Raw genomic sequence first — 21,684 nt, 5'->3', positions numbered from 1 at the left:
CTCCAGGTCGATGCCGGTCAATGAGTCAGAAGGTCGCCTGCACACTGAAGTGCACACGGGAAGCGTTCTTGTCGGTGTTGGGGCCGTCCTTGAGCGGCACGGCCCAGTCGACGCTGCCGGACAGCCAGTCGTTGAGCGTGGCGCGGGTGCCGATGCCGGCACTGGCCAGGCTGTAGCGGTCGTCCTGCTCGGGCAGCGCGTCCTGCAGGCGCAGCTGGGCGCCTTCGGCGAACAGATAGAAGCGCCAATCGCTGATGTAGCTGCCGACATAGCGGCCGATGGATGGGGTGCGCAGCTCCTGGGAGAACAGCAGGCCGTCGTCCCCGGTACGCTCGGCGGCCAGGTAACCGCGCACCGAAGCGGCACCGCCGGCGGCGAACTGCTCGTTCGACACCAGCGGCCCCGAGGCCAGCTGGAAGGCCAGCTTCGAGACGCTCTGCCAGGAGCCTGCGAAGTCGAAGGTGTAGCTGCCGTCGCCCTTGAGCGCGGCGAAGCTGGAATCGGCGCGGTAGCGCTTGTAGTCGAACTCGGCGTCGTCGCTGCCGTAGCCCAGCAGGCTGCGGGTGCCGGCCACCAGGCTAAGGCCCAGGCTCAGCTGGTCCTGCTCGGTGAAGCGGTAGCCGGTGTAGCCCAGGGTGATGGGGGCGTACTTGAGTGGTACCTTGTCGCTGCTGGCGCCCAGGCCGACCTGCTCGTCGAAGTCCTTGAAGTCCACGCCGATCGACAGGGCGTTGGCCCAGGCGCCGACGCCCGGCAGGTTGTAGATTGCCGAAACACCATAGGAATGGCCCTTGCCCAGGACGTTGGTGCCGCCCACCGTGGCGACGTTGCTGTCGGAGTGGTAGCCGGAGAACTGCACGGTCCAGCGCTCGTTCAGGGGTGCGGCGTAGGAGCCGGACCAGACTTCGGCATTGTCACGGTCCTGGGGCGCGGTGAACCAGGTCAGCGAGACGCTGTGGCCGGCCTGCCAGAGGTTGTTGTAGCCCAGGCTGATGACGCTGCGCAGCTTCTCGGTGTCGGCGCTGTGATCGTTGTTCAGGCCCAGGCTCAGGTGCCAGGGCTGCTTGTCCTCGACCTGCAGGTCGACATCCATGGTGCCCGGCCGCTGGCCTTCGCGCACTAACGGCATGACCTGCCGGCCCGGGGTGCGGTTGAGCGTGGCCAGTTCGTCCTGCACCTGGGCGAAGTCGGGCACCTTGCCCTCCTCCAGCGCCGGAACCTGTTCACGAATCTCCAGCGGCGAGTAATGCTTGGCGCCCACCACCCGCACCCGCCCGACCTTGGTTTCGCTCACCTGCAGGTAGACCACGCCGCCCTCGACCTTCTGCTCGGGCAGCTCGACGAACACCGACTGGTAGCCACGGGCCTGGTAGCTTTTCTGCAGGGCCTCGCGGGCGCCTTCGAGGTCGGCCAGGGACTTGTCCGGCCCCAGATAGGGATAGACCGCCTCCTCGATGGCCTGGGCGTCGAGCACCGTATTGCCGCGCACCACGTATTCATTGATCTCGACCCGGCGCTGCGCCTCGTCCGCGACCACCTCGACCGCCAGCAGACACGACAGCAGCCCTGCGCCCATGGCGCATCGCTTGAAGAAAAAATGCTCCACACCGCCCCCTTGAGCGCCAGGAATTCGTTGGGTTTCTAGTGGTTTGCGTCAGGCGCGGCCTGACCTTGGTGACGTGCCAGCCAGCTGTGCAGCAAGGCCAGGTTGAGGCTGAACTCGGGCATGGCCTGCAGGCTCGCGCCGAGCACCTCGTCGACCATGCGCTGCAGCAGCGACACGGCCATGGCGCTGCCCAGCAGCACGCCGAGGTCATGACTGAACAGGCTGAAGCTCCACACCCGCGATTTCAGTTCCAGGCCGGCGAACCAGCGGAACAGCAGGTTGTAGTTGAGCTGCTCGTAGAGCTGCTTCTCGCTGGGCACCGAATACAGCAACTGCAGCAGCAGCACGTGCATCAGTGTGTGCGGGGCGATGATCATGCCCTGCTGCTCGGCCAGCAGCGCCAGCGCGGCCTGGTGCTCATCCAGCAAGGCTTCGATACGCGGCTTGAGCAGCGCCAGCGAATGCCCGGGCGGCACGCAGCTGGCCACCTCGCGCAGGGCGCCCTGCCAGTCTTCCTGGGAGACGATCCATACCCACGGCGCGCCGTAGCGATAGACCGAGACCGGCTGCTTGCGCGCCGCCTCGACGATCTTCGCCAGGCGCTGGTCGAGCTCCTGCATTCCCACTTTCGTGTAGCGTTCCATAGTCCCCATCGCCCCGCTCCCAGGCCGTTCCCCAAGGCTCGACCGGCCTGATGGCCAGATGCCTTGCCGGTATCCATGGCTTTGACGGGGGTGGCGCTTTGCTACCGACGTTTTGTCATGAAAGGTTCATCAGGGAGACTGCATCGAGGGGGCGGAGCAACCATTGGTCGGCAACGGAAAATCCAGCGTCGAATGTCCGCGCTGCCATTCGACCACTCGGTGAACCCCCAGCGTGGAGTCACGCCCATGAGCCATTCCACCCCCAAGCATGCCGTGGTCACGCGCAGCCAATGGCTCGCCGCCCGCCGGCAACTCTGGTTGCACGAGAAAGCCTTTACCCATCAACGCGATGAACTTGCCGCTGCCCGCCGCGCCTTGCCCTGGGTGCGGGTGGAGCAGGACTATCGTTTCCAGGGCCCACACGGTGAGCTGAGCCTGGCCGAGCTGTTCGCCGGGCGCAGCCAGCTGCTGGTCTATCACTTCATGTTCGCCGGGGGCTGGAGCGAAGGCTGCCCGGGCTGCTCCTTCCTCGCCGATCATTTCGACGGCGCCAACCTGCACCTGGCCCACCATGACGTGTCGCTGGTGGCGGTGTCACGGGCACCCTATGGCGAATTCCAGGCGTTCCGCCAGCGCATGGGCTGGCAGTTCCCCTGGTACTCCTCGCACGGCAGCGCCTTCAACCAGGACTTCGGGGTCACTGTCGCCACCGATGGCAGCGCCCAGTACAACTACGAGCCCTATGCCGGCGACGAGACGGAGTTGCCCGGGCTGAGCGCGTTCTACCGGGATGCCGACGGCAGCCTGTACCACACCTACTCCACCTATGCCCGGGGGCTGGACATCCTGGTCAATGCCTACAACTTCCTCGACGTGGCCCCCCTGGGGCGCAACGAGGAAGGGACGATGGATTGGGTGCGCCATCATGATCGCTATGACGGGGCCCAAGGCAAGTCACACTGCTGCGGGGACTGATCGTTTCGCTGGTGGTGTCAGATCGCCTGCACCGCCAGCAATTCGGTCAGCACCTCGGCCAGCGCCTTGACCATCGCGTCCGCCGTTGGCCGGTGCACGATCACGATTTCGTAGCTGTCCACCTCCGGCAGCCCCTGCCCGGCGCCCAGCACCCGATGCTCGCCGAGCGCCGCCCGCGGGGGCAGCAGGCTGATGCCCATGCCGTCGGCCACCGCCGCCTGGATCCCGCTGAGGCTGGAACTGGTAAAGCTGATGCGCCAGCGCCGGCCCATGCCTTCGATCGCGCTGATCATGTCGTCGCGGTACAGCCCGCGTGGCGGAAAGGTCACCAACGGAATCGGATCGAGCTCGAAGGACGGCGTGCGCGCGCTGTCGATCCACTGCAAACGCTCTGGCCAGCAGGCCACGCCCTCGCGGCTGTTGCGCCGCTGCTTGAGCAGCACCAGGTCGAGTTCACCGTTGTCGTAGGCCTGGCTGAGATCGCGGCACAGGCCGCTGGTGACCTCCAGCTTGACCTGCGGGTGGCGTCGGCTGAACGCGGACAATGCGTTGGTGGTGCGCCCGCCGACGAAATCCTCCGGCACGCCCAGGCGCACGGTGACCCCGACCATCGCCCCGGCCAGGGCTTCAAGCATCTGGTCATTGAGGGCCAGCATGTGCCGGGCGTAACCGAGCAAGGTCTGCCCGGCATCGGTGGGCAACACATCGCGGTTGCCACGCACCAGCAGGCGATGGCCGACCATGTCCTCCAGGCGGCGGACCTTCTGGCTGATGGTCGACTGGGTGGAATGCAGGCGGGCGGCGGCGGTGGTGAAACTGCCGCAATCGGCCACCACGACGATGGCGCGCAGCAGGTCGAGGTCGAACAAGGCCCTATTCGGTTTTACGCTGGAAGACATCTCTGTATTCGACTTCTGAATGACAAGGCTGACTTCTACCATGGGCGCCCAGTGCCGGCAACATGCGCAAATACACTGGATCCCATCCGGATAATTCACTTCTCCTACAACCACAAGGGCCCTACATTCAAGCTTCGTCGCATCAGGATACCGATGACCATGCGCCTGCCGTTCGCCGCCTTGCTGTTGAGCCTGAGCCTTGCCACCCATGCCGAGACCTCAGCCATGAATCCCCCCTTGCTCGATGCCGCCCGCCACGGTGACGCCCCTGCCGTGCGCCAGTTGCTCGACCGTGGCGCCCTGCCTGATACCCGCAACGACCAGGGCCAGACTGCGCTGCTGGTGGCCACCCATGCCAACCAGGTGGAGGTGGCCAAGGTGCTGATCGAGGCCGGTGCCGACGTCAACGCCAAGGACAACATCAACGACAGCCCCTACCTGTATGCCGGCGCGCGCGGGCTCAACGACATCCTGCGCCTGACCCTGGCCCATGGCGCCGACCTCAAGAGCACCAACCGCTACGGCGGCACCGCACTGATCCCGGCGGCCGAGCGCGGTCACGTCGAGACCGTGCAACTGCTGATCGAGGCCGGCGTCGACGTCGACCACCTCAACCGCCTGCACTGGACCGCGCTGCTTGAGGCGGTGATCCTTGGCGATGGCGGCCCTCGGTATGTGGAGATCGTGCGCCGGCTGCTGGCGGCCGGAGCAGATCCGCGGATCACCGACAAGGAGGGTGTGACCGCGCTGGAGCACGCCCGCCAGCGCGGATACCGGGAGATGGTGACGCTCTTGGAGCAGTAGAACCTGGCGTCGTTGCCGGCGATTGGACCGCAAAGCGGTCCCCCACTGTTCTATTCCACAGCCTCGAACGGCAGCCCAACGTAGTTCTCGGCAATATTGGCAAGGCCGGCCGGCGAACCAAGGTAGTACTCGCGGTCGGCCTCCTGCATCTTGCGGTCCCAGTCGTCCTGATGCGCGCCGAAATCATGCAGCAGCCGGGTCATGAACCAGCTGAAACGCTCGCCCTTCCACACCCGCCGCAAGGCCAGCGGCGAGTACTGCGCCAGCAGGTCGGTGCGGCCCTCGCGGTACACCTTGACCAGGATCCGATACAGGTAGTTGACGTCCGACGCCGCCAGGTTCAGCCCCTTGGCGCCGGTGGGCGGGACGATATGGGCGGCGTCGCCCACCAGAAACAACCGGCCATGCTGCATGGGCTCGAGCACATGGCTGCGCAGCGGCGCGATGCTCTTCTCCAGCGCCGGCCCCGTGACCAGTTGCGCGGCCACCTCCGCCGGCAGGCGCGCCTTGAGCTCATCCCAGAAGCGCGCGTCTGGCCAATCCTCCACCCGCTCCTGCAAAGGCACTTGCAGGTAATAGCGGCTGCGGGTCTGCGAGCGCTGGCTGCACAAGACGAAGCCGCGTTCGTGGTGGGCATAGATCAGCTCGTGGTTGACCGGTGGGGTGTCGGCCAGCAACCCCAGCCAGCCAAACGGATAGACCCGCTCGTACATCTTCAGCACGTCGGCCGGAATGCTCTGGCGCGCCACTCCGTGGAAGCCGTCGCAGCCGGCGATATAGTCGCAATCGACCCGGTGCTGACAACCGTCCTTGTCGAAGGTGAGGTAGGGCCGCTCGCCGTCGATGGCGTGGGGGCGGACATTGTCCGCGCAATAGATGATCGGCGCCCCGCTGGCCTGGCGTGCCTGCATCAGGTCCCGGGTGACCTCGGTCTGACCGTACACCATCACCGTCTTGCCGCCGGTCAGCGCCTTCAGGTCGAGGCGCTGGCGACGGCCATTGACCAACAGTTCAACGCCTTCGTGTACCAGCCCTTCACGGTCCATGCGCTCGGCCACCCCGGCCTCGCGCAGCAGGTCGACCGTGCCTTGCTCGAGCACGCCGGCGCGGATGCGTCCCAACACATAGTCGGGGGTCTGGCGCTCGACGATCAGCGTGTCGATGCCCGCACGCTGCAGCAGCTGGCCCAGCAGCAGGCCGGAGGGGCCGGCGCCGATGATTGCAACCTGAGTCTTCATTGTTGTTGTCTCGCGATGACGATGCCGGCCGGTACTGGCAGTGGCCGCACATCTGCTGTTAGGGTTTGCACCTGTATTTTTACTGGCGAACCTTGGGCGAAACGTGTGATATCTGTGTCAAAAACTGCACTTTTCAAAAATTCGTTCGATTAACGGACAATCCTTCATGCACATCCCGCTCCCCGGCATCCCGCTGTTCCAGCTGTACGGCGAACATCACGCCTGGCCGGACACCGACCTGCTACACTGCGAGTCGATCCCGGCGCGCAGCCGCCTGCACCATTGGGAAATCAAACTGCATCGGCATGCCGAGCTGTTCCAGCTTCTCTATGTGCAGCGGGGCGAGGCCGAGGTGGAGATCGAGGGCGAGCGCCGGGTGATTCGCGAGGCGGCGATCCAGGTGGTGCCGCCGCTCACCGTGCATGGTTTTCGCTTCAGCGCCGATATCCAGGGGCACGTACTGACCTTCGGCACGGCCCTGGTGGTCGATCTGGAACAGCGCCTCGGCGCTCCCTTGAGCGTACTGACCGCTGCCCGCTGTTACCCGCTGGGCCAGGATCGTCTGCGCCTGCACGGGCTGATCGACACGCTGCAGCAGGAGTATCAAGGCAGCGCGCCGGCACGAGGCCCCCTGCTGCAGGCGCTGGTCACCGCGCTGATGGTCTGGATCCACCGCCAGCAGCAGGCCTTGCCCGCGCGTAACCAGGACGAACGGGACCAGCAGTTGCTGGGGCGTTACCTGCGCCTGGTCGAGGCGCATTACCGCGAGCACCTTGCCGTGGACGACTTCGCCAGCCGGCTGGGCATCACCAGCCTGCAGTTGAACCAGCTGTGCCGAGCGTTGGCCGGGCAATCGGCGTTGCAGGTGATCCACCAGCGCCTGCTGCTCGAGGCACGGCGTAATCTGGCGTATACCCGCATGAGCATCAGCCAGTTGTCCGACAGCCTGGGGTTCAGCGATCCGACCTACTTTGCGCGGTTCTTCAAGCGGCTCGATGGCCGGACGCCCAAGGAATACCGCAGGTCGGTCAATACCTGAAACAAGCCCCACTAGCCTTGCGCGATCCCTGTAGGAGCGGCGCGAAAGGGCTGCAAAGCGGCCCCAGCTTTTTGCAGCGCTACTGATGGTTTGGGGCCGCTACGCGCCCCTTTAGCGACAGAAGGCCGCTCCCACAGGGGCCCAAACTCCCATGGAGGTCCGCTTGACGTATACGTCAACCTGGCATTAGGTTACTTGCATTCCCTCCCCCGAGCCCAAGCATGAGCAGCCAGACCTACAGCATCTCCGACCTGTCCCGCGAGCTGGACATCACCACCCGCGCCATCCGCTTCTACGAGGAACAGGGCCTGCTCAGCCCCGAGCGCCGTGGCCTGGAGCGCATCTACTCGGCACGCGACAAGGTCACCCTCAAGCTGATCCTGCGCGGCAAGCGCATCGGCTTCTCGCTGGCCGAGTGCCGGGAACTGATCGAGCTCTACGACCCCACCAGCGGCAACCAGAAGCAGCTCACCAGCATGCTGGCCAAGATCGCCGAACGCCGCGCCCAGCTCGAACAGCAGATGCTCGATATCCAGCAGATGCACCTGGAGCTGGACACCGCCCAGGAGCGCTGCGAGCAGGCCCTGGCCGCCACCCTGAACCCGTCGCACCCCCACCGTTGATCCGCCACAGGAAGCCCGCCATGTCATTGCCCAAGAATGTCCGCCTGGTCGAAGTCGGCCCGCGCGACGGCCTGCAGAACGAAGCCCAGCCCATCAGCGTCGCCGACAAGGTGCGACTGGTGGACGACCTCACCGATGCCGGTCTCGGTTACATCGAGGTGGGCAGTTTCGTCTCGCCCAAGTGGGTGCCGCAGATGGCCGGTTCCGCCGAGGTGTTCGCCGGTATCCGCCAGCGTGAAGGGGTCACCTATGCGGCCCTGGCACCCAACCTGCGCGGTTTCGAGGATGCCCTGGCCGCCGGGGTGAAGGAAGTGGCGGTGTTCGCGGCGGCCTCGGAAGCCTTCTCGCAGCGCAACATCAACTGCTCGATCAGCGACAGCCTCAAACGCTTTGAACCGATCATGGACGCCGCCCGCAGCCAAGGTGTGCGGGTGCGCGGTTATGTGTCCTGCGTGCTCGGCTGCCCCTACGAGGGGCGTATCGGCGCCGAGCAGGTCGCGCCGGTGGCACGTGCCCTTTACGACATGGGCTGCTACGAGGTATCGCTGGGCGACACCATCGGCACCGGCACCGCCGGTGACACCCGCCGCCTGTTCGAAGTGGTCGCGGCCCAGGTACCCCGCGAGCAACTGGCCGGGCACTTCCACGACACCTATGGCCAAGCCCTGGCCAACGTCTATGCCGGCCTGCTGGAGGGCATCAGCGTGTTCGACAGCTCGGTGGCCGGGCTGGGCGGTTGCCCGTACGCCAAGGGTGCCACCGGTAACGTCGCTAGCGAGGACGTGGTGTACCTGTTACAGGGGCTGGGCATCGAGACCGGCATCGACCTGGACAAGCTGATCGCCGCCGGCCTGCGCATCAGCGAAGTGCTGGGGCGCGCCACCGGTTCGCGGGTGGCGCGGGCACGTGGCGTGCGCTGAGTCATACGCGTGTCACACAGATGTGGGCGGAGTGTTACCGCCTACACGCTTGCCAGAAAAAAATCGGGTAACAGGGAAACAATTCGACAGAATTTCACGTGCCACCTTTTGAGGAAAATCCATTAAACCATTGAATTTTAAGGACTTTTAAAAGTTGGCACGCCATCTGCTATATCTTTTGGCATAACAAGAACAAAAAAACGCGATACCCAATAAAAACAACAGTAAACGGCTCTGACATAACAAGAACAACACGGCAGAGGCGTAGCAAGCAGATTTTTTTGGAGTCGACGTGCTTTCCAGGGGGCCGCCCCCGCAGCCTGACACAGAACAATAAAACTACCTCCAAGGTAGCGGCAGTCAAGGTTGGATCACGTTGGATGAACGCAAGTCAGCGCTCAAAAAAATACGTTTGCTCTTGGCCCCGGTTGGGGGCCCCGCAATGCAGAGACAACCGCCGACAAAAACAATAATAGGCTCGTCTCCAATAATAAGAAAAGAGCAGGCAACAACGCTTATGAGGGGAGCTTCGGCTCCCCTCAGTGCTTCCTGCCCTCCTCGTTCTCACCGCCCTTCTTCTCCCGTACCTCGCCCTCGACCTTGTCCACCAGCAGCGGCATGCTGGCCAGCACCAGCAGCGCCATCACGGTGCTCACCAGTGCCGTGGCCTCGCGTCCCATGCCTGCGGCGGTACCGATAGCCGCGGTCATCCACAGTCCGGCAGCGGTGGTCAGGCCCTTGACGTGGCTGGCATCCTGGCTGTTGCCCTTGAGAATCGTGCCCGCCCCGAGAAAGCCTATGCCGGCGACGATGCCCTGGATCACCCGGCTCAACGCCTGCTCGTCGGCGCCGGCCATGCTTGGCGCCAGCACGAACAACGCCGCGCCCATCGAAACCAGCATGTGCGTGCGCACCCCCGCCGCCTTGCCCTTGCTCTCGCGCTCGAAGCCCAGCACCGCCCCCAGCAAAGCCGCCATCAACAAGCGAATCAAGATACGGGCAACCTCGCGCTCGTCGGTGACATCGGCGAATTCGCTGTGCAAAGCCTCAAGGATCGAATGCCAGAATGCGTCCATCGGTAGCCTCCCGGTGTCTTCTACAGAAGACCGCAGCACACGCGCCGCGTGCGTTGCGCTTGGCCTAACGGAACTCCTCATACGCTGGCAGAGGTGCGGTGGATAGCCGCAGGTATCTGCAACCAAGCGTTCAAGGCGTTGAAAGCCGGGGCCTAAGCAGATAGGGCACTCATCTGATATGGTTTTTATCTCAATACCTGGGCCTGTGCTGAAAACAGATCGGGGGCCATAGTGCCATGGCCTGATCGAGGCCTGATGAGCGATGAACCATGAGCGATAGAATCCCCTTCCGAGTCATCGAAATTGCCCCCGCCGTCAACAAGAGCAAAAGCCAGGTGGCCGGTGGCATCCACACCCGCAGCTTCACCGGCTTCTACCGCAACCTGCGGATCGCCTTTGCCGGGTTGCTGTTCGCGCTGTTCTTCGGCACCGCCTGGTTGCAGTGGGGCGACCGCCAGGCTGTGCTATGGGACCTGGCCGAAAGCAAATTCCACATCTTCGGCGCAACCTTCTGGCCGCAGGATTTCATCCTGCTCTCGGCGCTGCTGATCATCTGTGCCTTCGGCCTGTTCGCCATCACCGTGTTTGCCGGCCGCGTCTGGTGCGGGTACAGCTGCCCGCAGAGCACCTGGACCTGGCTGTTCATGTGGTGCGAGAAGATCGCCGAAGGCGACCGCAACCAGCGCATCAAGCTGGCCGCCGCGCCCTGGGGCGTCGAGAAAATCGCCCGGCGCGGCCTCAAGCATGGCCTGTGGCTGGCCATCGGCCTACTCACCGGGCTGACTTTCGTCGGCTACTTCACCCCGATCCGCCCGCTGGCCGCCGAGCTGTTCAGCTTCGAGCTGGGCGGCGTGGCGCTGTTCTGGATCCTGTTCTTCACCGGCGCCACCTACCTCAATGCCGGCTGGCTGCGCGAGGCCGTGTGCATGCACATGTGCCCCTATGCGCGGTTCCAGAGCGTGATGTTCGACAAGGACACCCTGGCGGTGGCCTACGATCCCAGCCGCGGCGAAGCCCGTGGCCCGCGCAAGAAAGGCAGCGACCCGCGCAGCCAGGGCCTGGGCGACTGCATCGACTGCACCCTGTGCGTGCAGGTCTGCCCTACCGGCATCGATATTCGCGAGGGCCTGCAGATGGCCTGCATCGGCTGCGCCGCCTGCATCGACGCCTGCGACGGGGTGATGGACAAGATGAACTATGCCCGTGGCCTGATTGGCTACAAGTCAGAGCACAACCTGCAAGGCGGCAAGACCCACTGGATGCGCCCTCGCCTGCTGGGCTACGCCGCCGCGCTGACAGTGATGATCGGCGCACTGGTGGTCGCCCTGCAGATGCGCCCGATGGTATCGATGGACGTGATCAAGGACCGCGGCCTGTTCCGCGAGAACGCTCTGGGCCAGATCGAGAACATCTACCTGCTCAAGATCATCAACAAGACCCAGGAACCGCAGCACTATCGCCTGCGCCTGGTGGACGCCGACGGCTTCGAGCTGCACGGGCGTACCGAGTTCACCCTCGCCGCCGGCGAGATGAGCGAGCTGCCGGTGTCGGTGGCGATGCTAGCCGATCGCCCGAGCAGCAGCTCCCAGGAGCTGGCATTCGAGATCCAGGACAGCGACCAGCCCGGCATCCGCAGCACCGCGCACAGCCGTTTCGTCGCGCCGATGAATCGCTGATCCCCTACACTGACCACCACCTTGCCTGCCCAGACCCTAATGAAACGCTACGAACGATTTGCCGATGACATTGCCGAATTGATCCGCTCCGGGGTGCTTGGCCCCGGTCAGCGGGTACCTTCGGTGCGTTACGCCAGCCAGACCCACGGGGTCAGCCCGTCCACGGTGTTCCAGGCCTACTACCTGCTGGAGCGGCGCGGCCTGATCCGCGCCCGGCCGCGCTCGGGCTACTTCGTCAATGCCCATGCGCCGCGCCCGTTCAGCGAGCCACAGCCCCAGGCGCCGGCCAGCGAGTCCACCGATGTCGATGTCAGCGGCCTGGTGTTCTCGATCCTCGACTCGATCAAGGATCCGCACACCGTGCCATTCGGCTCGGCCTTTCCCAGCCCGACCCTGTTCCCCCTGCAACGCCTGTCGCGATCGCTGGCCAGCGCCAGCCGGGCCATGGACCCGCGCATGGTGGTCACCGACCTGTCGCCGGGCAACCCGCAACTGCGCCGGCAGATCGCCCTGCGCTACATGGTCGCCGGGTTGATGCTGCCGATGGAGGAACTGCTGATCACCAACGGCGCCCTGGAAGCGCTGAACCTGTGCCTGCAGGCCGTCACCCAACCCGGCGACCTGGTGGCCATCGAGGCACCGGCCTTCTATGCCTGCCTGCAGGTACTCGAACGCCTCAAGCTCAAGGCGGTGGAAATCCCGGTGCACCCGCGCGAGGGCATGGACCTCGGCGTGCTGGCCCAGACCCTGGAGAAACACCCGGTCAAAGCCGTGTGGTGCATGACCAACTTCCAGAACCCGGTGGGCGCCAGCATGCCGGAGGCCAAGAAGCAGGAACTGGTCGAGCTGCTGCGTCGCCACCAGGTGCCGCTGATCGAGGACGACGTCTACGCCGAGCTGTACTACTCGCAGCAAGCGCCGAAGCCGGCCAAGGCCTTCGATACCGAGGGCCTGGTGATGCACTGCGGCTCGTTCGCCAAGAGCCTGGCGCCGGGCTACCGGATCGGCTGGGTGGCGGCCGGACGCTTTGCGCAGAAGATCGAGCGGCTCAAGCTGATGACCTCGCTGTGCGCCTCGATGCCGGCCCAGGCGGCGATTGCCGACTACCTGCAGCACGGCGGCTACGATCGCCACCTACGCAAGCTGCGCTACGCCCTGGAAGGTCAGCAGGCCAACATGCTGGCCGCCATCGCCCGCCATTTTCCGGCGCAGACCCGGGTCAGCCAGCCGTCTGGGGGCTATTTCCTGTGGCTGGAGCTGCCCGAGCAGATGGACGCCCTGAAGCTGTTCCATATGGCCCTGGCCCAGGGCATCAGCATCGCGCCGGGGCCGATCTTCTCGCCGACCCGACGCTTCGGCAACTGCATCCGCCTGAACTACGGCAGCCCGTGGGGCGATGGCGCGGAACAGGCCATGGAGACCTTGGGGCGGATCGTGCGGTCGTTCTAGCCCAGCAATGGCGGTAGCCAGGTTGAACGGCTATAGTTTCGCAGCACTTTGCCTGGATCCCGCCCATGCCAGACTATCCAGCATCACCCGAGCAGCTGCTGGCCCGTATCGGCGAGCTTGAGGCACAGCTCGCCAGGCACGATCTCGAACGAGCCTGTTTCGCGATGCTAAGTACACACATGGCCGAAGGGTTCTGTGTGCTGGAACTGCTCGATGGCCCCCACGGACCGCTGAGCGATTACCGCTATATCCTCAGCAACGACGCCTGCCTGCGCCACACCGGCCACGACAAGCAGATGGGGCAGACGGTGCGCGAGCTCATCCCCGACGAAGCCGACGCCTGGGTGCCCCGTTTCGCCGAGGTACTGCGCACCGGGCAGTCGACACATTTCGAGCAACGCCTGAAGATCAGCGACCGTCTGCTCTCCATCTCGGCCCATCGCCTGGGCCGGGCCAGTGACAGGCGCGTGGCCGTGCTGTTTACCGGGGTCCCTGCCAGCCAACAGGCACGAGACCTTCTGTACGAGCAGGCGGAGAAGCGCATGGACAGGGCCGAAACCAACAGCAGATTGCTCGGCGAGCTGGTGGACCACAGCCTGGCCAACGTGTTTGCCGCAGACTGTAGTCTGCGCCTGGTGGCGATTAACCGCACGGCCCGGGAAACCTTCGAGCGGCTGCATGGCATTTCACCCAAGGTTGGCGACCATGTCCGGGAGATCCTGGCCGGCCAACCGCAGATCATGGAAAAGTTTCAACCGCTCTGGCCGCGGGTGATCGCCGGCGAGTCATTCATCGAAATGGTCAGCATCGGCCCGCCCGATGCCCCGCGCCACTACGAAATGCGCTACAACCCGTTGCGCGATGCCGAAGGCCAGATATGTGGGGGTTATCTGTTCGCCTACGACATCACCAGTCGCGTGCTGGAGCAGGAGCGCCTGAGCCAGGCCGAGGAGGCCCTTCGCCAATCACAGAAAATGGAAGCCATCGGCCAATTGACCGGTGGCATTGCCCATGACTTCAACAACCTGCTCGGCGGCATCGTCGGCGCGCTGGAGCTGGCAGACAAGCGTATGACGCAGGGCCGTCAGCAGGACAGCAGGCACATGCTCGGCATTGCCCGGCAGAACACCTCGCGCGCCACTGCCCTGGTCCAGCGCCTGCTGGCTTTCGCCCGCCAGCAGGCGCTGGTGCCTCAGCCGGTGGATGCACACCACCTGGTGGCCGACATGCACGACCTGATCCACAGCTCCCTCGACAGACATATCGAGTACGTCGATGCCACGCTCGCCGGCCAATGGCTGGTCTGCGTCGATCCATCACAGCTGGAAAGCACCCTGCTCAATTTGTGCATCAACGCGCGGGACGCCATGACACAGGGTGGCACCTTGCGCATCAGCAGTGCCAATTGCCAGATGGATGCAGCGCAAGCAGCAAGTCTTCAACTTCCCGCAGGGCAGTATCTGCATATACAGGTCGAGGATAACGGCTGCGGCATGCCCCAGGAAATCAGCGCGCGTGCCGCCGAACCTTTTTTCACCACCAAGCCCCTGGGGCAAGGCACCGGGTTGGGCCTGTCCATGGCCTACGGCTTCGTACGCCAGTCGGCCGGCCAACTGAGCATCGACAGCGCACCGGGACACGGTACCTGTATTCACCTGTATCTGCCACGCGGGCTGCCAGGCTCAACGCCTCAGGCCGATGACACAGAGCAGATGATCAAACCCTCGAGCACTGGACAGTCGCTCATTCTGCTGGTGGAGGATCAAACGACGTTGCGCCTGGTGATGCGGGAAGTCCTGGAGGAACACGGTTTCCAGGTGCAGGACTACGAGGACGGCCATACAGTCCTGCACGCCCTGGCCGAAGGTATTCGGCCAGACATGCTGGTGGTGGATATCGGGCTGCCGGGAGATCTCGATGGCTACCAGGTCACCAATGCCTGCTGGGCCATCGATGAGCATGTACCTGCCCTGTTCATCACCGGTTACGACGGCGCCATCGACAACAGTCGGATATCAGGCTCGCCGCCAATCGCCCTGCTGCACAAACCCTTCGAACTGACACGACTGACCGCCAAAGTGGAGGAGCTGCTGATCGCCGCGCGAAGCAAGCCCGCGTAGATCCTTGAGCGGTGTGACTGGACAGGCACACCTGCAGGCGATTAGCGTAGCTGACTCCACCTCGACGGATGCCCGAATGCCCTCGCGCGAACTACAGTCCCTGCGCCTGGAAGTTGAACGCCTACGCCAGCGCAACAGCTTGCTGGAGGCCGAACTGGCCACCCCACCCTGGCATGATCCGGACCTGTTTCGTTTTCTCTTCGACACGATGGACGAAGGCTTCTGCGTCATCGAATTCTTCGACGGTCCCCACGGTCCGCTGAGCGACTACGTCCATGTCCTCGCCAACGCCGCCTACGCCCGCCATGCCGGGATTCCCAATGTTGTCGGACAGAAACTGCGAGAGATGGTGCCGGACGAAGCCGACGACTGGGTGGCCCGCTATGGCCAGGTACTACGCACCGGTGAGCCCTTGCAGTTCGAACAGGAACTGGTAGCCACCGGGCGGGTGCTGTCGGTCACCACGTTCCGTATCGAACCTGCCGACAAGCGCCAGGTAGCCGTGCTGTTCAAGGATGTCACCGAACGACGTCGCGCCGAAACCGCGCTGCAACAACTCAACGACCACCTCGAACAGCGAGTCACCACCGCACTGGCTGAGCGCAGCCTGCTCGCCGAGCTGGTCGAGCACAGTGTCGCCCAGGTGCAGGTGGTCGACACCTCGCTGCGTTTTCTCGCGGTCAACGCCCGCGCGGTCGAGGATTTCGACTATCTGTTCGGCCGCAGGATCAAGGCTGGCGACAGTCTGCTGGAACGCCTGGACGGACTCCCCGAGGAGCGCGAACGATCGGTGACACGCTGGCGCAGGGCACTGTCCGGGGAAAGCTATACCGAGGTGATCGAATACGGACGCCGCGGGGACAGGCGTCATTTCGAGCTGCGCTTCACGCCCTTGCGTGACAGCACCGGCGAGATCGTCGGCGCCTACCTGTTCGCCTACGACATCACCCGCCAGGTCAGCGAGCAGAAGCGCCTGCTCGAGACCGAGGAAGCACTGCGCCAGGTACAGAAAATGGAAGCCGTAGGCCAGCTCACCGGCGGCATCGCCCACGACTTCAACAACTTGCTCGGCAGCATACTCGGCGCCCAGGAGTTGATGCGTCAACGGCTGCAGAAGGCCCGCTACGCCGAAGTCCCCCCATTGTTGAACAGCGCCTGTGAGTCCGCGCAACGAGCTGCCACGCTGGTACAGCGCCTGCTGGCATTTTCCCGCCGCCAGACCTTGCTGCCCCAGGCGACTCGCCTGAGCACGCTGGTGGAAGGCATGGAAGACCTGATCAGTCGCAGCGTAGGCCCGGCCATCGCGGTACACAGTGATTTCGAGCAGGAAAGCGGCACGGTATTCATCGATCCACCGCAACTGGAAAGCGCCCTGCTCAACCTGTGCATCAATGCTCGGGACGCCATGCCTGCTGGCGGTCGCATCAGCATCCGCTGCGTCGCGCTGGAGGTGACGCAGGAAACCGCCCAGTCACTGGATCTTCTTCCCGGCCCCTACCTGCGCTTGAGCGTCAACGACACGGGACGGGGAATGCCACCGGAGGTGATCGATCGCGCGCTCGAACCCTTCTTCACCACCAAACCTATGGGACAAAGCACCGGGCTTGGCCTGTCCATGGTCTATGGTTTTGTCCGTCAGTCAGGTGGACAACTGCAGATCAGCTCCCCGCCAGGTGAAGGCACCTGCATCCACCTGTATCTGCCCAGGCATGACACCGTTGTCCAGCTTGCGCCTGCAAAAGCTGGGTCACCGCTGTCGACTCGCAGCCCCGGAAGGCGGGTACTGCTGGTCGAGGACCAGGACGCGTTACGCCTGGTGATCGCCGAAGTGCTCGAGGAACTGGGGCACGAGGTCGAAGGCTACGCCACCGGCCCGGCTGCGCTCGAGGCAGACCAGACGTTCGACCTGCTGATCACCGACATTGGCCTGCCCTGTGGCATGAATGGCCGCCAGGTCGCCCAGGCCATGCGCCAGCGCCATCCTTCGCTGCCGGTGCTGTTCATCACCGGCTACGATGCCAATGCCGTGCTCGAGGATGGCCCCCTACCGCAAAGAACCCGCGTACTGACCAAGCCTTTTGATCTCGAGAAGCTGGTGGATCAGGTTGATCTGTTGCTGCGCGAATACCACTAGTGTCGTGTCTCGGAAATAGGCTGTTCACTTTTGACGGCGTCTTGGCCGCCCGGCCGGCGTTGCCACGCCTCGCCACAGCCCTGCTATGACTCGTCGCGGCGCCTTGCCCGAACACCCAGGCCACTCGCCAAAAGAGAACGTATTTCCCAGGCAGGACACTAGCGCCCGCCACTCAGATCAATGAAGGTGCCGGTCGCGTACGACGCCTTTTCCGACAACAGCCAAAGGATCGCCTCCGCCACCTCTTCAGGTTGGCCGCCGCGTCCCATCGGCAGGCCTGGCTCAAGCTTGCTTACGCGCTCCGGATCGCCGCTAAGGGCATGGAAGCCGGTGTGGATGTAACCCGGCCGCACACCATTGACCCGCACGCCCTCGCCAGCCACTTCCCTGGCCAGGCCCACCGTAAAGGTATCCAGGGCTCCCTTGGAAGCGGCATAGTCGACGTACTCGTTGGGCGAGCCCAGTCGCGCGGCCATCGACGAGACGTTGACGATCGCCCCGCCCTGCCCACCATGGCGGCGAGTCATGCGCAGCAAGGCGTGCTTGGCGCACAGGATCGGGCCGACCACGTTGGTCTTCATCACCTTGAGCAGGCGGAACTCGGACATGTCCTCGACACGGCTCTGCTGGCCAATGGTGCCGGCATTGTTGACCAGGGCGGTAACCGGCCCGAGCTCCTGATCGACGCACTGGAACAATCGCACCACCTCATCCTCGACGCTGGCGTCGGCACGCACGGCGATCGCCTCGGCGCCCAGCGCACGGACCTGCGCCAGCATCGCCTGTGCGGCCTGGTCGTCAGCGTGATAGTTGATGCAGATTCGGTAACCCTGTTGCGCCGCCAGCAACGCGGTGGCGGCGCCGATGCCTCGGCTGGCGCCGGTGATGACGATAACCTTGTCCATGAGTCTGCCAAGTAGCCAGGAAAAGACCTACAAGACTAGGGGAAATGCCATCACTTGAAAACCACGGGCAGGGAATCATGGGTTTCAATGGCCCGCCGAAGCGGGCGCGGCCTTGGCGGTAAAAGGCGGCTTGGCCAGCCACACCAGCAGGATCAAGCCGGCGAACACCCAGGTCAGCAAGGTGAAATAGTCCACCGTCGACATCATGTACGCCTGGCTGTTGAGTATCTGCTCCAGCTTCGCGTAGCTCTGTGCACTGGCCCCGCCCAACTGCTCCAGGGTTTGCCGGGTGGCCGGCTCGAAGTTGCTGATGTGCTCGCTCAGGTAGGCGTGGTGCTGGTCAGCCCGACGGATCCAGATCCAGGTGGTCAACGACGCAGCGAAGCTACCGCCCAGCGTTCGCAAGAAGGTGGCCAGCCCCGATCCGTCGGCAATTTGGTGCGGCGGCAGGTCCGACAGCAGGATGCTCAGGGTCGGCATGAAGAACAGCGCCACGCCAATGCCCATGAACAACTGCACCAGGGCGATGTGCAGGAAGTCCACCTCGTTGGTGAAGCCCGCGCGCATGTAGCAACTGGTGCCGATCGCCAGGAAGGCGATGCCGGCCAGTACGCGCAGGTCGAAGCGATGGGCATACTTGCCGACGAAGGGCGACATGAGCACCGGCAACAGGCCGATCGGTGCCACCGCCAGGCCCGCCCAGGTCGCGGTGTAGCCCATCTGGGTCTGCAGCCATTGCGGCAGGATCAGGTTGATGCCGAAGAATCCCGCGTAGCCGCCTACCAGCACCAGCGTGCCGATGCGAAAGTTACGGTGCACGAACAATCGCAGGTTGACCACCGGGTGGCGGTCGGTCAGTTCCCAGATAACGAACACTGCCAGGAACACCACCGAGACCAGCGTGCCGATCACGATGAACGACGACTCGAACCAGTCCAGGTCGTTGCCCTTGTCCAGCACCACCTGCAACGCGCCGACGCCGACGATCAACGTCAGCAGGCCGATGTAGTCCATCGGCTGGCGGCTGGTGACCACCGGCCGCGTGCGCATCTGCTGGCGTACCACGGCGGCGGCGAACAGCCCGATCGGCACGTTGATGAAGAAGATCCATGGCCAGCTGTAGCTGTCGGTGATCCAGCCGCCGAGGATCGGCCCGGCAATCGGCGCCACCACCGTGACCATCGCCAGCAACGCCAGGGCCATTCCGCGTTTCGCCGGCGGGTACACGGCGATCAGCAGGGTCTGGGTCATCGGGTACAGCGGGCCGGCCACCACGCCCTGGAGCACGCGGAAAAACACCAGTTCGGACATCGACTGGGCGATGCCGCATAGGAACGAGGCCAGCACGAACAGCAGCGTGGCCCAGAGGAACAGCTTCACCTCGCCGAAACGCCGGCTCAGCCAGCCAGTCAGGGGCAAGGCGATGGCGTTGCTCACCGCGAACGAGGTGATCACCCAGGTGCCCTGCTCCGAGCTCACCCCGAGATTGCCGGAAATGGTCGGCAGCGCCACGTTGGCGATGGTGGTGTCGAGCACTTGCATGAAGGTCGCCAGCGACAGGCCGATGGTGGTCAGCAGCAGGCTCGGCGGGGTGAACTGCGCGGGGGCCGCCTGGCTCATCGCTGGGCCGTCTTGCCGGTGGCGCTGTTCTCGTGGATCAGCCGGGCGATCAGGTGGTCGGCCTCGACCAGCTGACGGTCATACACCTGGGTGGTGTAGCTGGCCTGCTGCGGCGGCTGCTGGGCCAGGGCCGGGCCGCTCTGGTCGTGCAGGTCGACCTCGGCGACGGTGGACAGGCCGATGCGCAGCGGATGCGCCTTCAACTGCTCGGGGTCGAGGTGAATTCGCACCGGTACGCGCTGGACGATCTTGATCCAGTTGCCGGTGGCGTTCTGCGCCGGCAACAGGGCGAAGGCGCTGCCGGTCCCCGCGCCGAGGCTGTCGACGGTGCCGGTGTACCTGACCTCGCTGCCGTACAAGTCGGCGGTGATCTCCACCGACTGGCCGATGCGCATGTCGCGCAGTTGGGTTTCCTTGAAGTTGGCGTCGATCCACACCTCGTCCAGCGGGATCACCGCCATGGTCGCGGTCCCCGGCTGCAGGCGCTGGCCCAGTTGCACGGTACGTTTGGCGACATAACCGGTGACCGGCGCCACCAGCGTGGTGCGGGCATGATCCAGATAGGCTTGGCGCAGGTCGGCGGCGGCGGCCATCACTTCCGGATGCGAGGACACCACGGTGTCGTCGACCAGCGCGGTGCTGGTGTTGAGTTGCTGGCGGGCGCTGTTGACGGCGGCCTGGGCCACGGTCAGGTCGTCGCGGGAGTGGGCGACTTCCTCGGCGGCGATGGCACCGCTGTCGGCCAGTACCTTGCGCCGGTTGTAGTCCTGCTGGGCTTTCTGCAGCTCGGCCTGGCGGGTCTGCAGTTGCGCCTTGAGCGAGTCGACGTTGCTGTACAGCCCGCGTACCTGGCGCACGGTGCGCGCCAGCTTGGCCTCGGCGGACTGCAGGGCAACTTCGCTGTCGGCCGGGTCGAACTGCAGCAGCACCTGGCCGGCATGCACCAGGTCACCGTCATCGGCGCCGATGCTGGTGACGGTACCGGACACCAGCGGGGTGATTTCCACGACGTTGCCGTTGACGTAGGCGTCGTCGGTGCTTTCGTGCCAGCGCCCGACCAGGCTGTACCAGGCCCAGGTGCCGGCACCGGCGAGGACCAGTATCAGCAGCAGGGCGAGCAGCCAGATCTTGCGCTTGCGCGTGTTGTCAGGCGCGGGGGCCGGGGTGGAGGTGTCAGCGGGAGTGGCCATGACAGTACCTTGGAAGATGCGTGACAGGGATCAACGATCGCCGAAGCGGCGGATCGTCAAGGGGTCGCCGGCGTTGAGCAGGACCTTGGCGAGCAGTTGCTCGAGGGTCTTGAGTTCTTCGGGTTGCAGCACGCCGACCAGTTCGTTCATTGCCGCCGCGCCAACCAGGGGCAGGCGGTCGGCCAGGCGCTGGCCATCGGCGGTCAGGGCCAGGCGAACCTGGCGGCGGTCGTCGGGGCAGCGGTTACGCAGGATCAGGCCCTTTTGCTCGAGGCGGTCGAGCATGCGGGTCATCGAGCCGCTGTCCAGGCCCAGGTAGCGGCACAGTTCGGCCGGGGTATCTACCTGGTACTGGGTGACGATGATCAGCACCTTGAACTGGGCGGCGGTGACACCGTCGGCTTCGAGGTGCCAGTCGAGGATGCGGTCCTTGAGGAGCGCGGCGCGGCCGAGCAGCATGCCTATGGCGCAGGTCTGGAAGTTTTCCGGGGTGAAATGGGACATCGGGGTCTGCTCGGGTAATTGTGTGAAAATATTACTGCTTAGGCAGTGAATGTCAAAGCTTTGATTAGGGGGCTAAAGAAAATTTAATCGGGTTCGGGTTCGGGTTCGGGTTCGGGTTCGGGTTCGGGTTCGGGTTTCAGGGTGTGGGTTTTGAATTTTTTTGTGCGCATTCGTAGACGATATCGACATTTAGTCACCTTTCCGCCCTTACGGCGGGTTACTTAATGAGATGGTCACCCCGGCACCCTGCGAGGCGTACGCT

18 protein-coding genes are annotated in these 21,684 nt (G+C 64.4%); 9 read left to right on the top strand and 9 right to left on the bottom strand.

Annotated elements, in window-relative coordinates; translation table 11 throughout:
* Window positions 1-25: 25 nt before the first annotated feature.
* Both AC25MA_RS25320 and AC25MA_RS25315 read right to left on the bottom strand, forming a co-directional pair.
* The gene (locus AC25MA_RS25320) at window positions 26-1,576 is read right to left on the bottom strand and encodes a ShlB/FhaC/HecB family hemolysin secretion/activation protein (RefSeq protein WP_486972527.1); all 1,551 of its coding nucleotides are present in this window, start codon (window positions 1,574-1,576) and stop codon (window positions 26-28) included.
* Window positions 1,577-1,641: 65 nt separating this feature from the next.
* A complete protein-coding gene (locus tag AC25MA_RS25315) occupies window positions 1,642-2,250 on the bottom strand; it encodes a transposase (protein WP_486972526.1) in 609 nt (202 codons plus the stop codon).
* Window positions 2,251-2,496: 246 nt separating this feature from the next.
* Between AC25MA_RS25315 and AC25MA_RS25310 the strand changes: the two genes are divergently transcribed.
* Window positions 2,497-3,225, top strand: a complete 729-nt coding sequence (locus AC25MA_RS25310) for a DUF899 domain-containing protein (protein WP_279153534.1) — start codon at window positions 2,497-2,499, stop codon at window positions 3,223-3,225.
* A gap of 17 nt (window positions 3,226-3,242) precedes the next feature.
* Here AC25MA_RS25310 and AC25MA_RS25305 read toward each other — a convergent pair whose 3' ends face one another.
* Entirely contained in the window at window positions 3,243-4,124 is an 882-nt protein-coding gene (locus AC25MA_RS25305; protein WP_062361212.1) for a LysR substrate-binding domain-containing protein, read from the bottom strand.
* A gap of 159 nt (window positions 4,125-4,283) precedes the next feature.
* On the opposite strand from AC25MA_RS25305, the gene AC25MA_RS25300 reads away from it, so the two are divergent.
* Entirely contained in the window at window positions 4,284-4,928 is a 645-nt protein-coding gene (locus AC25MA_RS25300; RefSeq protein ID WP_028692174.1) for an ankyrin repeat domain-containing protein, read from the top strand.
* 50 nt (window positions 4,929-4,978) lie between these two features.
* Here the strand turns inward: AC25MA_RS25300 and pobA are convergent, their stop codons facing one another.
* A complete protein-coding gene (gene pobA, locus AC25MA_RS25295; protein WP_069017642.1) occupies window positions 4,979-6,166 on the bottom strand; it encodes a 4-hydroxybenzoate 3-monooxygenase in 1,188 nt (395 codons plus the stop codon).
* 166 nt (window positions 6,167-6,332) lie between these two features.
* Here pobA and AC25MA_RS25290 point away from each other — a divergent pair, with 166 nt between their 5' ends.
* The 3 genes from AC25MA_RS25290 to AC25MA_RS25280 all read left to right on the top strand — a co-directional run bounded on the left by AC25MA_RS25290 (window position 6,333) and on the right by AC25MA_RS25280 (window position 8,748).
* Window positions 6,333-7,205: a helix-turn-helix domain-containing protein gene (locus AC25MA_RS25290; protein WP_486972525.1), complete on the top strand. Its 873-nt coding sequence runs from the start codon at window positions 6,333-6,335 to the stop codon at window positions 7,203-7,205.
* A gap of 221 nt (window positions 7,206-7,426) precedes the next feature.
* Complete coding sequence (locus AC25MA_RS25285; RefSeq protein ID WP_028692177.1) at window positions 7,427-7,828, top strand: MerR family transcriptional regulator; 402 nt, start codon at window positions 7,427-7,429, stop codon at window positions 7,826-7,828.
* A 20-nt stretch (window positions 7,829-7,848) separates the two neighbouring features.
* Window positions 7,849-8,748, top strand: coding sequence for a hydroxymethylglutaryl-CoA lyase (locus AC25MA_RS25280; protein WP_088852932.1), 900 nt, complete (start codon window positions 7,849-7,851; stop codon window positions 8,746-8,748).
* 539 nt (window positions 8,749-9,287) lie between these two features.
* On the opposite strand, the gene AC25MA_RS25275 is transcribed toward AC25MA_RS25280, so the two are convergent.
* A complete protein-coding gene (locus AC25MA_RS25275; RefSeq protein ID WP_028692179.1) occupies window positions 9,288-9,824 on the bottom strand; it encodes an MgtC/SapB family protein in 537 nt (178 codons plus the stop codon).
* Window positions 9,825-10,093: 269 nt separating this feature from the next.
* Here AC25MA_RS25275 and ccoG point away from each other — a divergent pair, with 269 nt between their 5' ends.
* The 4 genes from ccoG to AC25MA_RS25255 all read left to right on the top strand — a co-directional run bounded on the left by ccoG (window position 10,094) and on the right by AC25MA_RS25255 (window position 17,203).
* Window positions 10,094-11,500, top strand: a complete 1,407-nt coding sequence (gene ccoG, locus AC25MA_RS25270) for a cytochrome c oxidase accessory protein CcoG (protein WP_028692180.1) — start codon at window positions 10,094-10,096, stop codon at window positions 11,498-11,500.
* 39 nt (window positions 11,501-11,539) lie between these two features.
* The gene (gene mapR, locus AC25MA_RS25265; protein WP_028692181.1) at window positions 11,540-12,949 is read left to right on the top strand and encodes a GntR family transcriptional regulator MpaR; all 1,410 of its coding nucleotides are present in this window, start codon (window positions 11,540-11,542) and stop codon (window positions 12,947-12,949) included.
* Window positions 12,950-13,014: 65 nt separating this feature from the next.
* On the top strand, window positions 13,015-15,069 hold the full coding sequence (locus tag AC25MA_RS25260; RefSeq protein WP_486972524.1) for a PAS domain-containing protein: 2,055 nt from the start codon (window positions 13,015-13,017) through the stop codon (window positions 15,067-15,069).
* 76 nt (window positions 15,070-15,145) lie between these two features.
* Complete coding sequence (locus tag AC25MA_RS25255) at window positions 15,146-17,203, top strand: hybrid sensor histidine kinase/response regulator (protein WP_486972523.1); 2,058 nt, start codon at window positions 15,146-15,148, stop codon at window positions 17,201-17,203.
* Between the two features lie 158 nt (window positions 17,204-17,361).
* Here AC25MA_RS25255 and AC25MA_RS25250 read toward each other — a convergent pair whose 3' ends face one another.
* From AC25MA_RS25250 to AC25MA_RS25235, 4 genes are all read right to left on the bottom strand, one after another.
* Window positions 17,362-18,108, bottom strand: a complete 747-nt coding sequence (locus AC25MA_RS25250) for an SDR family oxidoreductase (RefSeq protein ID WP_088852929.1) — start codon at window positions 18,106-18,108, stop codon at window positions 17,362-17,364.
* 84 nt (window positions 18,109-18,192) lie between these two features.
* Complete coding sequence (locus AC25MA_RS25245) at window positions 18,193-19,728, bottom strand: DHA2 family efflux MFS transporter permease subunit (protein ID WP_028692185.1); 1,536 nt, start codon at window positions 19,726-19,728, stop codon at window positions 18,193-18,195.
* Entirely contained in the window at window positions 19,725-20,918 is a 1,194-nt protein-coding gene (locus AC25MA_RS25240) for an HlyD/EmrA/EmrK family protein (protein WP_028692186.1), read from the bottom strand. Before AC25MA_RS25240 ends, AC25MA_RS25245 begins: the two co-directional genes overlap by 4 nt.
* Before the next feature lie 30 nt (window positions 20,919-20,948).
* A complete protein-coding gene (locus AC25MA_RS25235; RefSeq protein ID WP_028692187.1) occupies window positions 20,949-21,422 on the bottom strand; it encodes a MarR family winged helix-turn-helix transcriptional regulator in 474 nt (157 codons plus the stop codon).
* Window positions 21,423-21,684: the final 262 nt, after the last annotated feature.

The sequence above is a fragment of the Pseudomonas sp. P65(2024) genome (assembly GCF_057480955.1).
The sequence above is the reverse complement of the archived record's forward strand: the minus strand, read 5'-3'. Positions and strand labels throughout refer to the sequence as shown.

Coding starts and splice junctions, on each gene's coding strand:
- AC25MA_RS25300 (WP_028692174.1), top strand. CDS start 4,284: ATGCGCCTGCCGTTCGCCGCCTTGCTGTTGAGCCTGAGCCTTGCCACC.
- ccoG (WP_028692180.1), top strand. CDS start 10,094: ATGAGCGATAGAATCCCCTTCCGAGTCATCGAAATTGCCCCCGCCGTC.
- AC25MA_RS25250 (WP_088852929.1), bottom strand. CDS start 18,108: ATGGACAAGGTTATCGTCATCACCGGCGCCAGCCGAGGCATCGGCGCC.
- AC25MA_RS25315 (WP_486972526.1), bottom strand. CDS start 2,250: ATGGAACGCTACACGAAAGTGGGAATGCAGGAGCTCGACCAGCGCCTG.
- mapR (WP_028692181.1), top strand. CDS start 11,540: ATGAAACGCTACGAACGATTTGCCGATGACATTGCCGAATTGATCCGC.
- AC25MA_RS25245 (WP_028692185.1), bottom strand. CDS start 19,728: ATGAGCCAGGCGGCCCCCGCGCAGTTCACCCCGCCGAGCCTGCTGCTG.
- AC25MA_RS25305 (WP_062361212.1), bottom strand. CDS start 4,124: ATGTCTTCCAGCGTAAAACCGAATAGGGCCTTGTTCGACCTCGACCTG.
- AC25MA_RS25240 (WP_028692186.1), bottom strand. CDS start 20,918: ATGGCCACTCCCGCTGACACCTCCACCCCGGCCCCCGCGCCTGACAAC.
- AC25MA_RS25285 (WP_028692177.1), top strand. CDS start 7,427: ATGAGCAGCCAGACCTACAGCATCTCCGACCTGTCCCGCGAGCTGGAC.
- AC25MA_RS25290 (WP_486972525.1), top strand. CDS start 6,333: ATGCACATCCCGCTCCCCGGCATCCCGCTGTTCCAGCTGTACGGCGAA.
- AC25MA_RS25260 (WP_486972524.1), top strand. CDS start 13,015: ATGCCAGACTATCCAGCATCACCCGAGCAGCTGCTGGCCCGTATCGGC.
- AC25MA_RS25320 (WP_486972527.1), bottom strand. CDS start 1,576: ATGGGCGCAGGGCTGCTGTCGTGTCTGCTGGCGGTCGAGGTGGTCGCG.
- pobA (WP_069017642.1), bottom strand. CDS start 6,166: ATGAAGACTCAGGTTGCAATCATCGGCGCCGGCCCCTCCGGCCTGCTG.
- AC25MA_RS25275 (WP_028692179.1), bottom strand. CDS start 9,824: ATGGACGCATTCTGGCATTCGATCCTTGAGGCTTTGCACAGCGAATTC.
- AC25MA_RS25310 (WP_279153534.1), top strand. CDS start 2,497: ATGAGCCATTCCACCCCCAAGCATGCCGTGGTCACGCGCAGCCAATGG.
- AC25MA_RS25235 (WP_028692187.1), bottom strand. CDS start 21,422: ATGTCCCATTTCACCCCGGAAAACTTCCAGACCTGCGCCATAGGCATG.
- AC25MA_RS25255 (WP_486972523.1), top strand. CDS start 15,146: ATGCCCTCGCGCGAACTACAGTCCCTGCGCCTGGAAGTTGAACGCCTA.
- AC25MA_RS25280 (WP_088852932.1), top strand. CDS start 7,849: ATGTCATTGCCCAAGAATGTCCGCCTGGTCGAAGTCGGCCCGCGCGAC.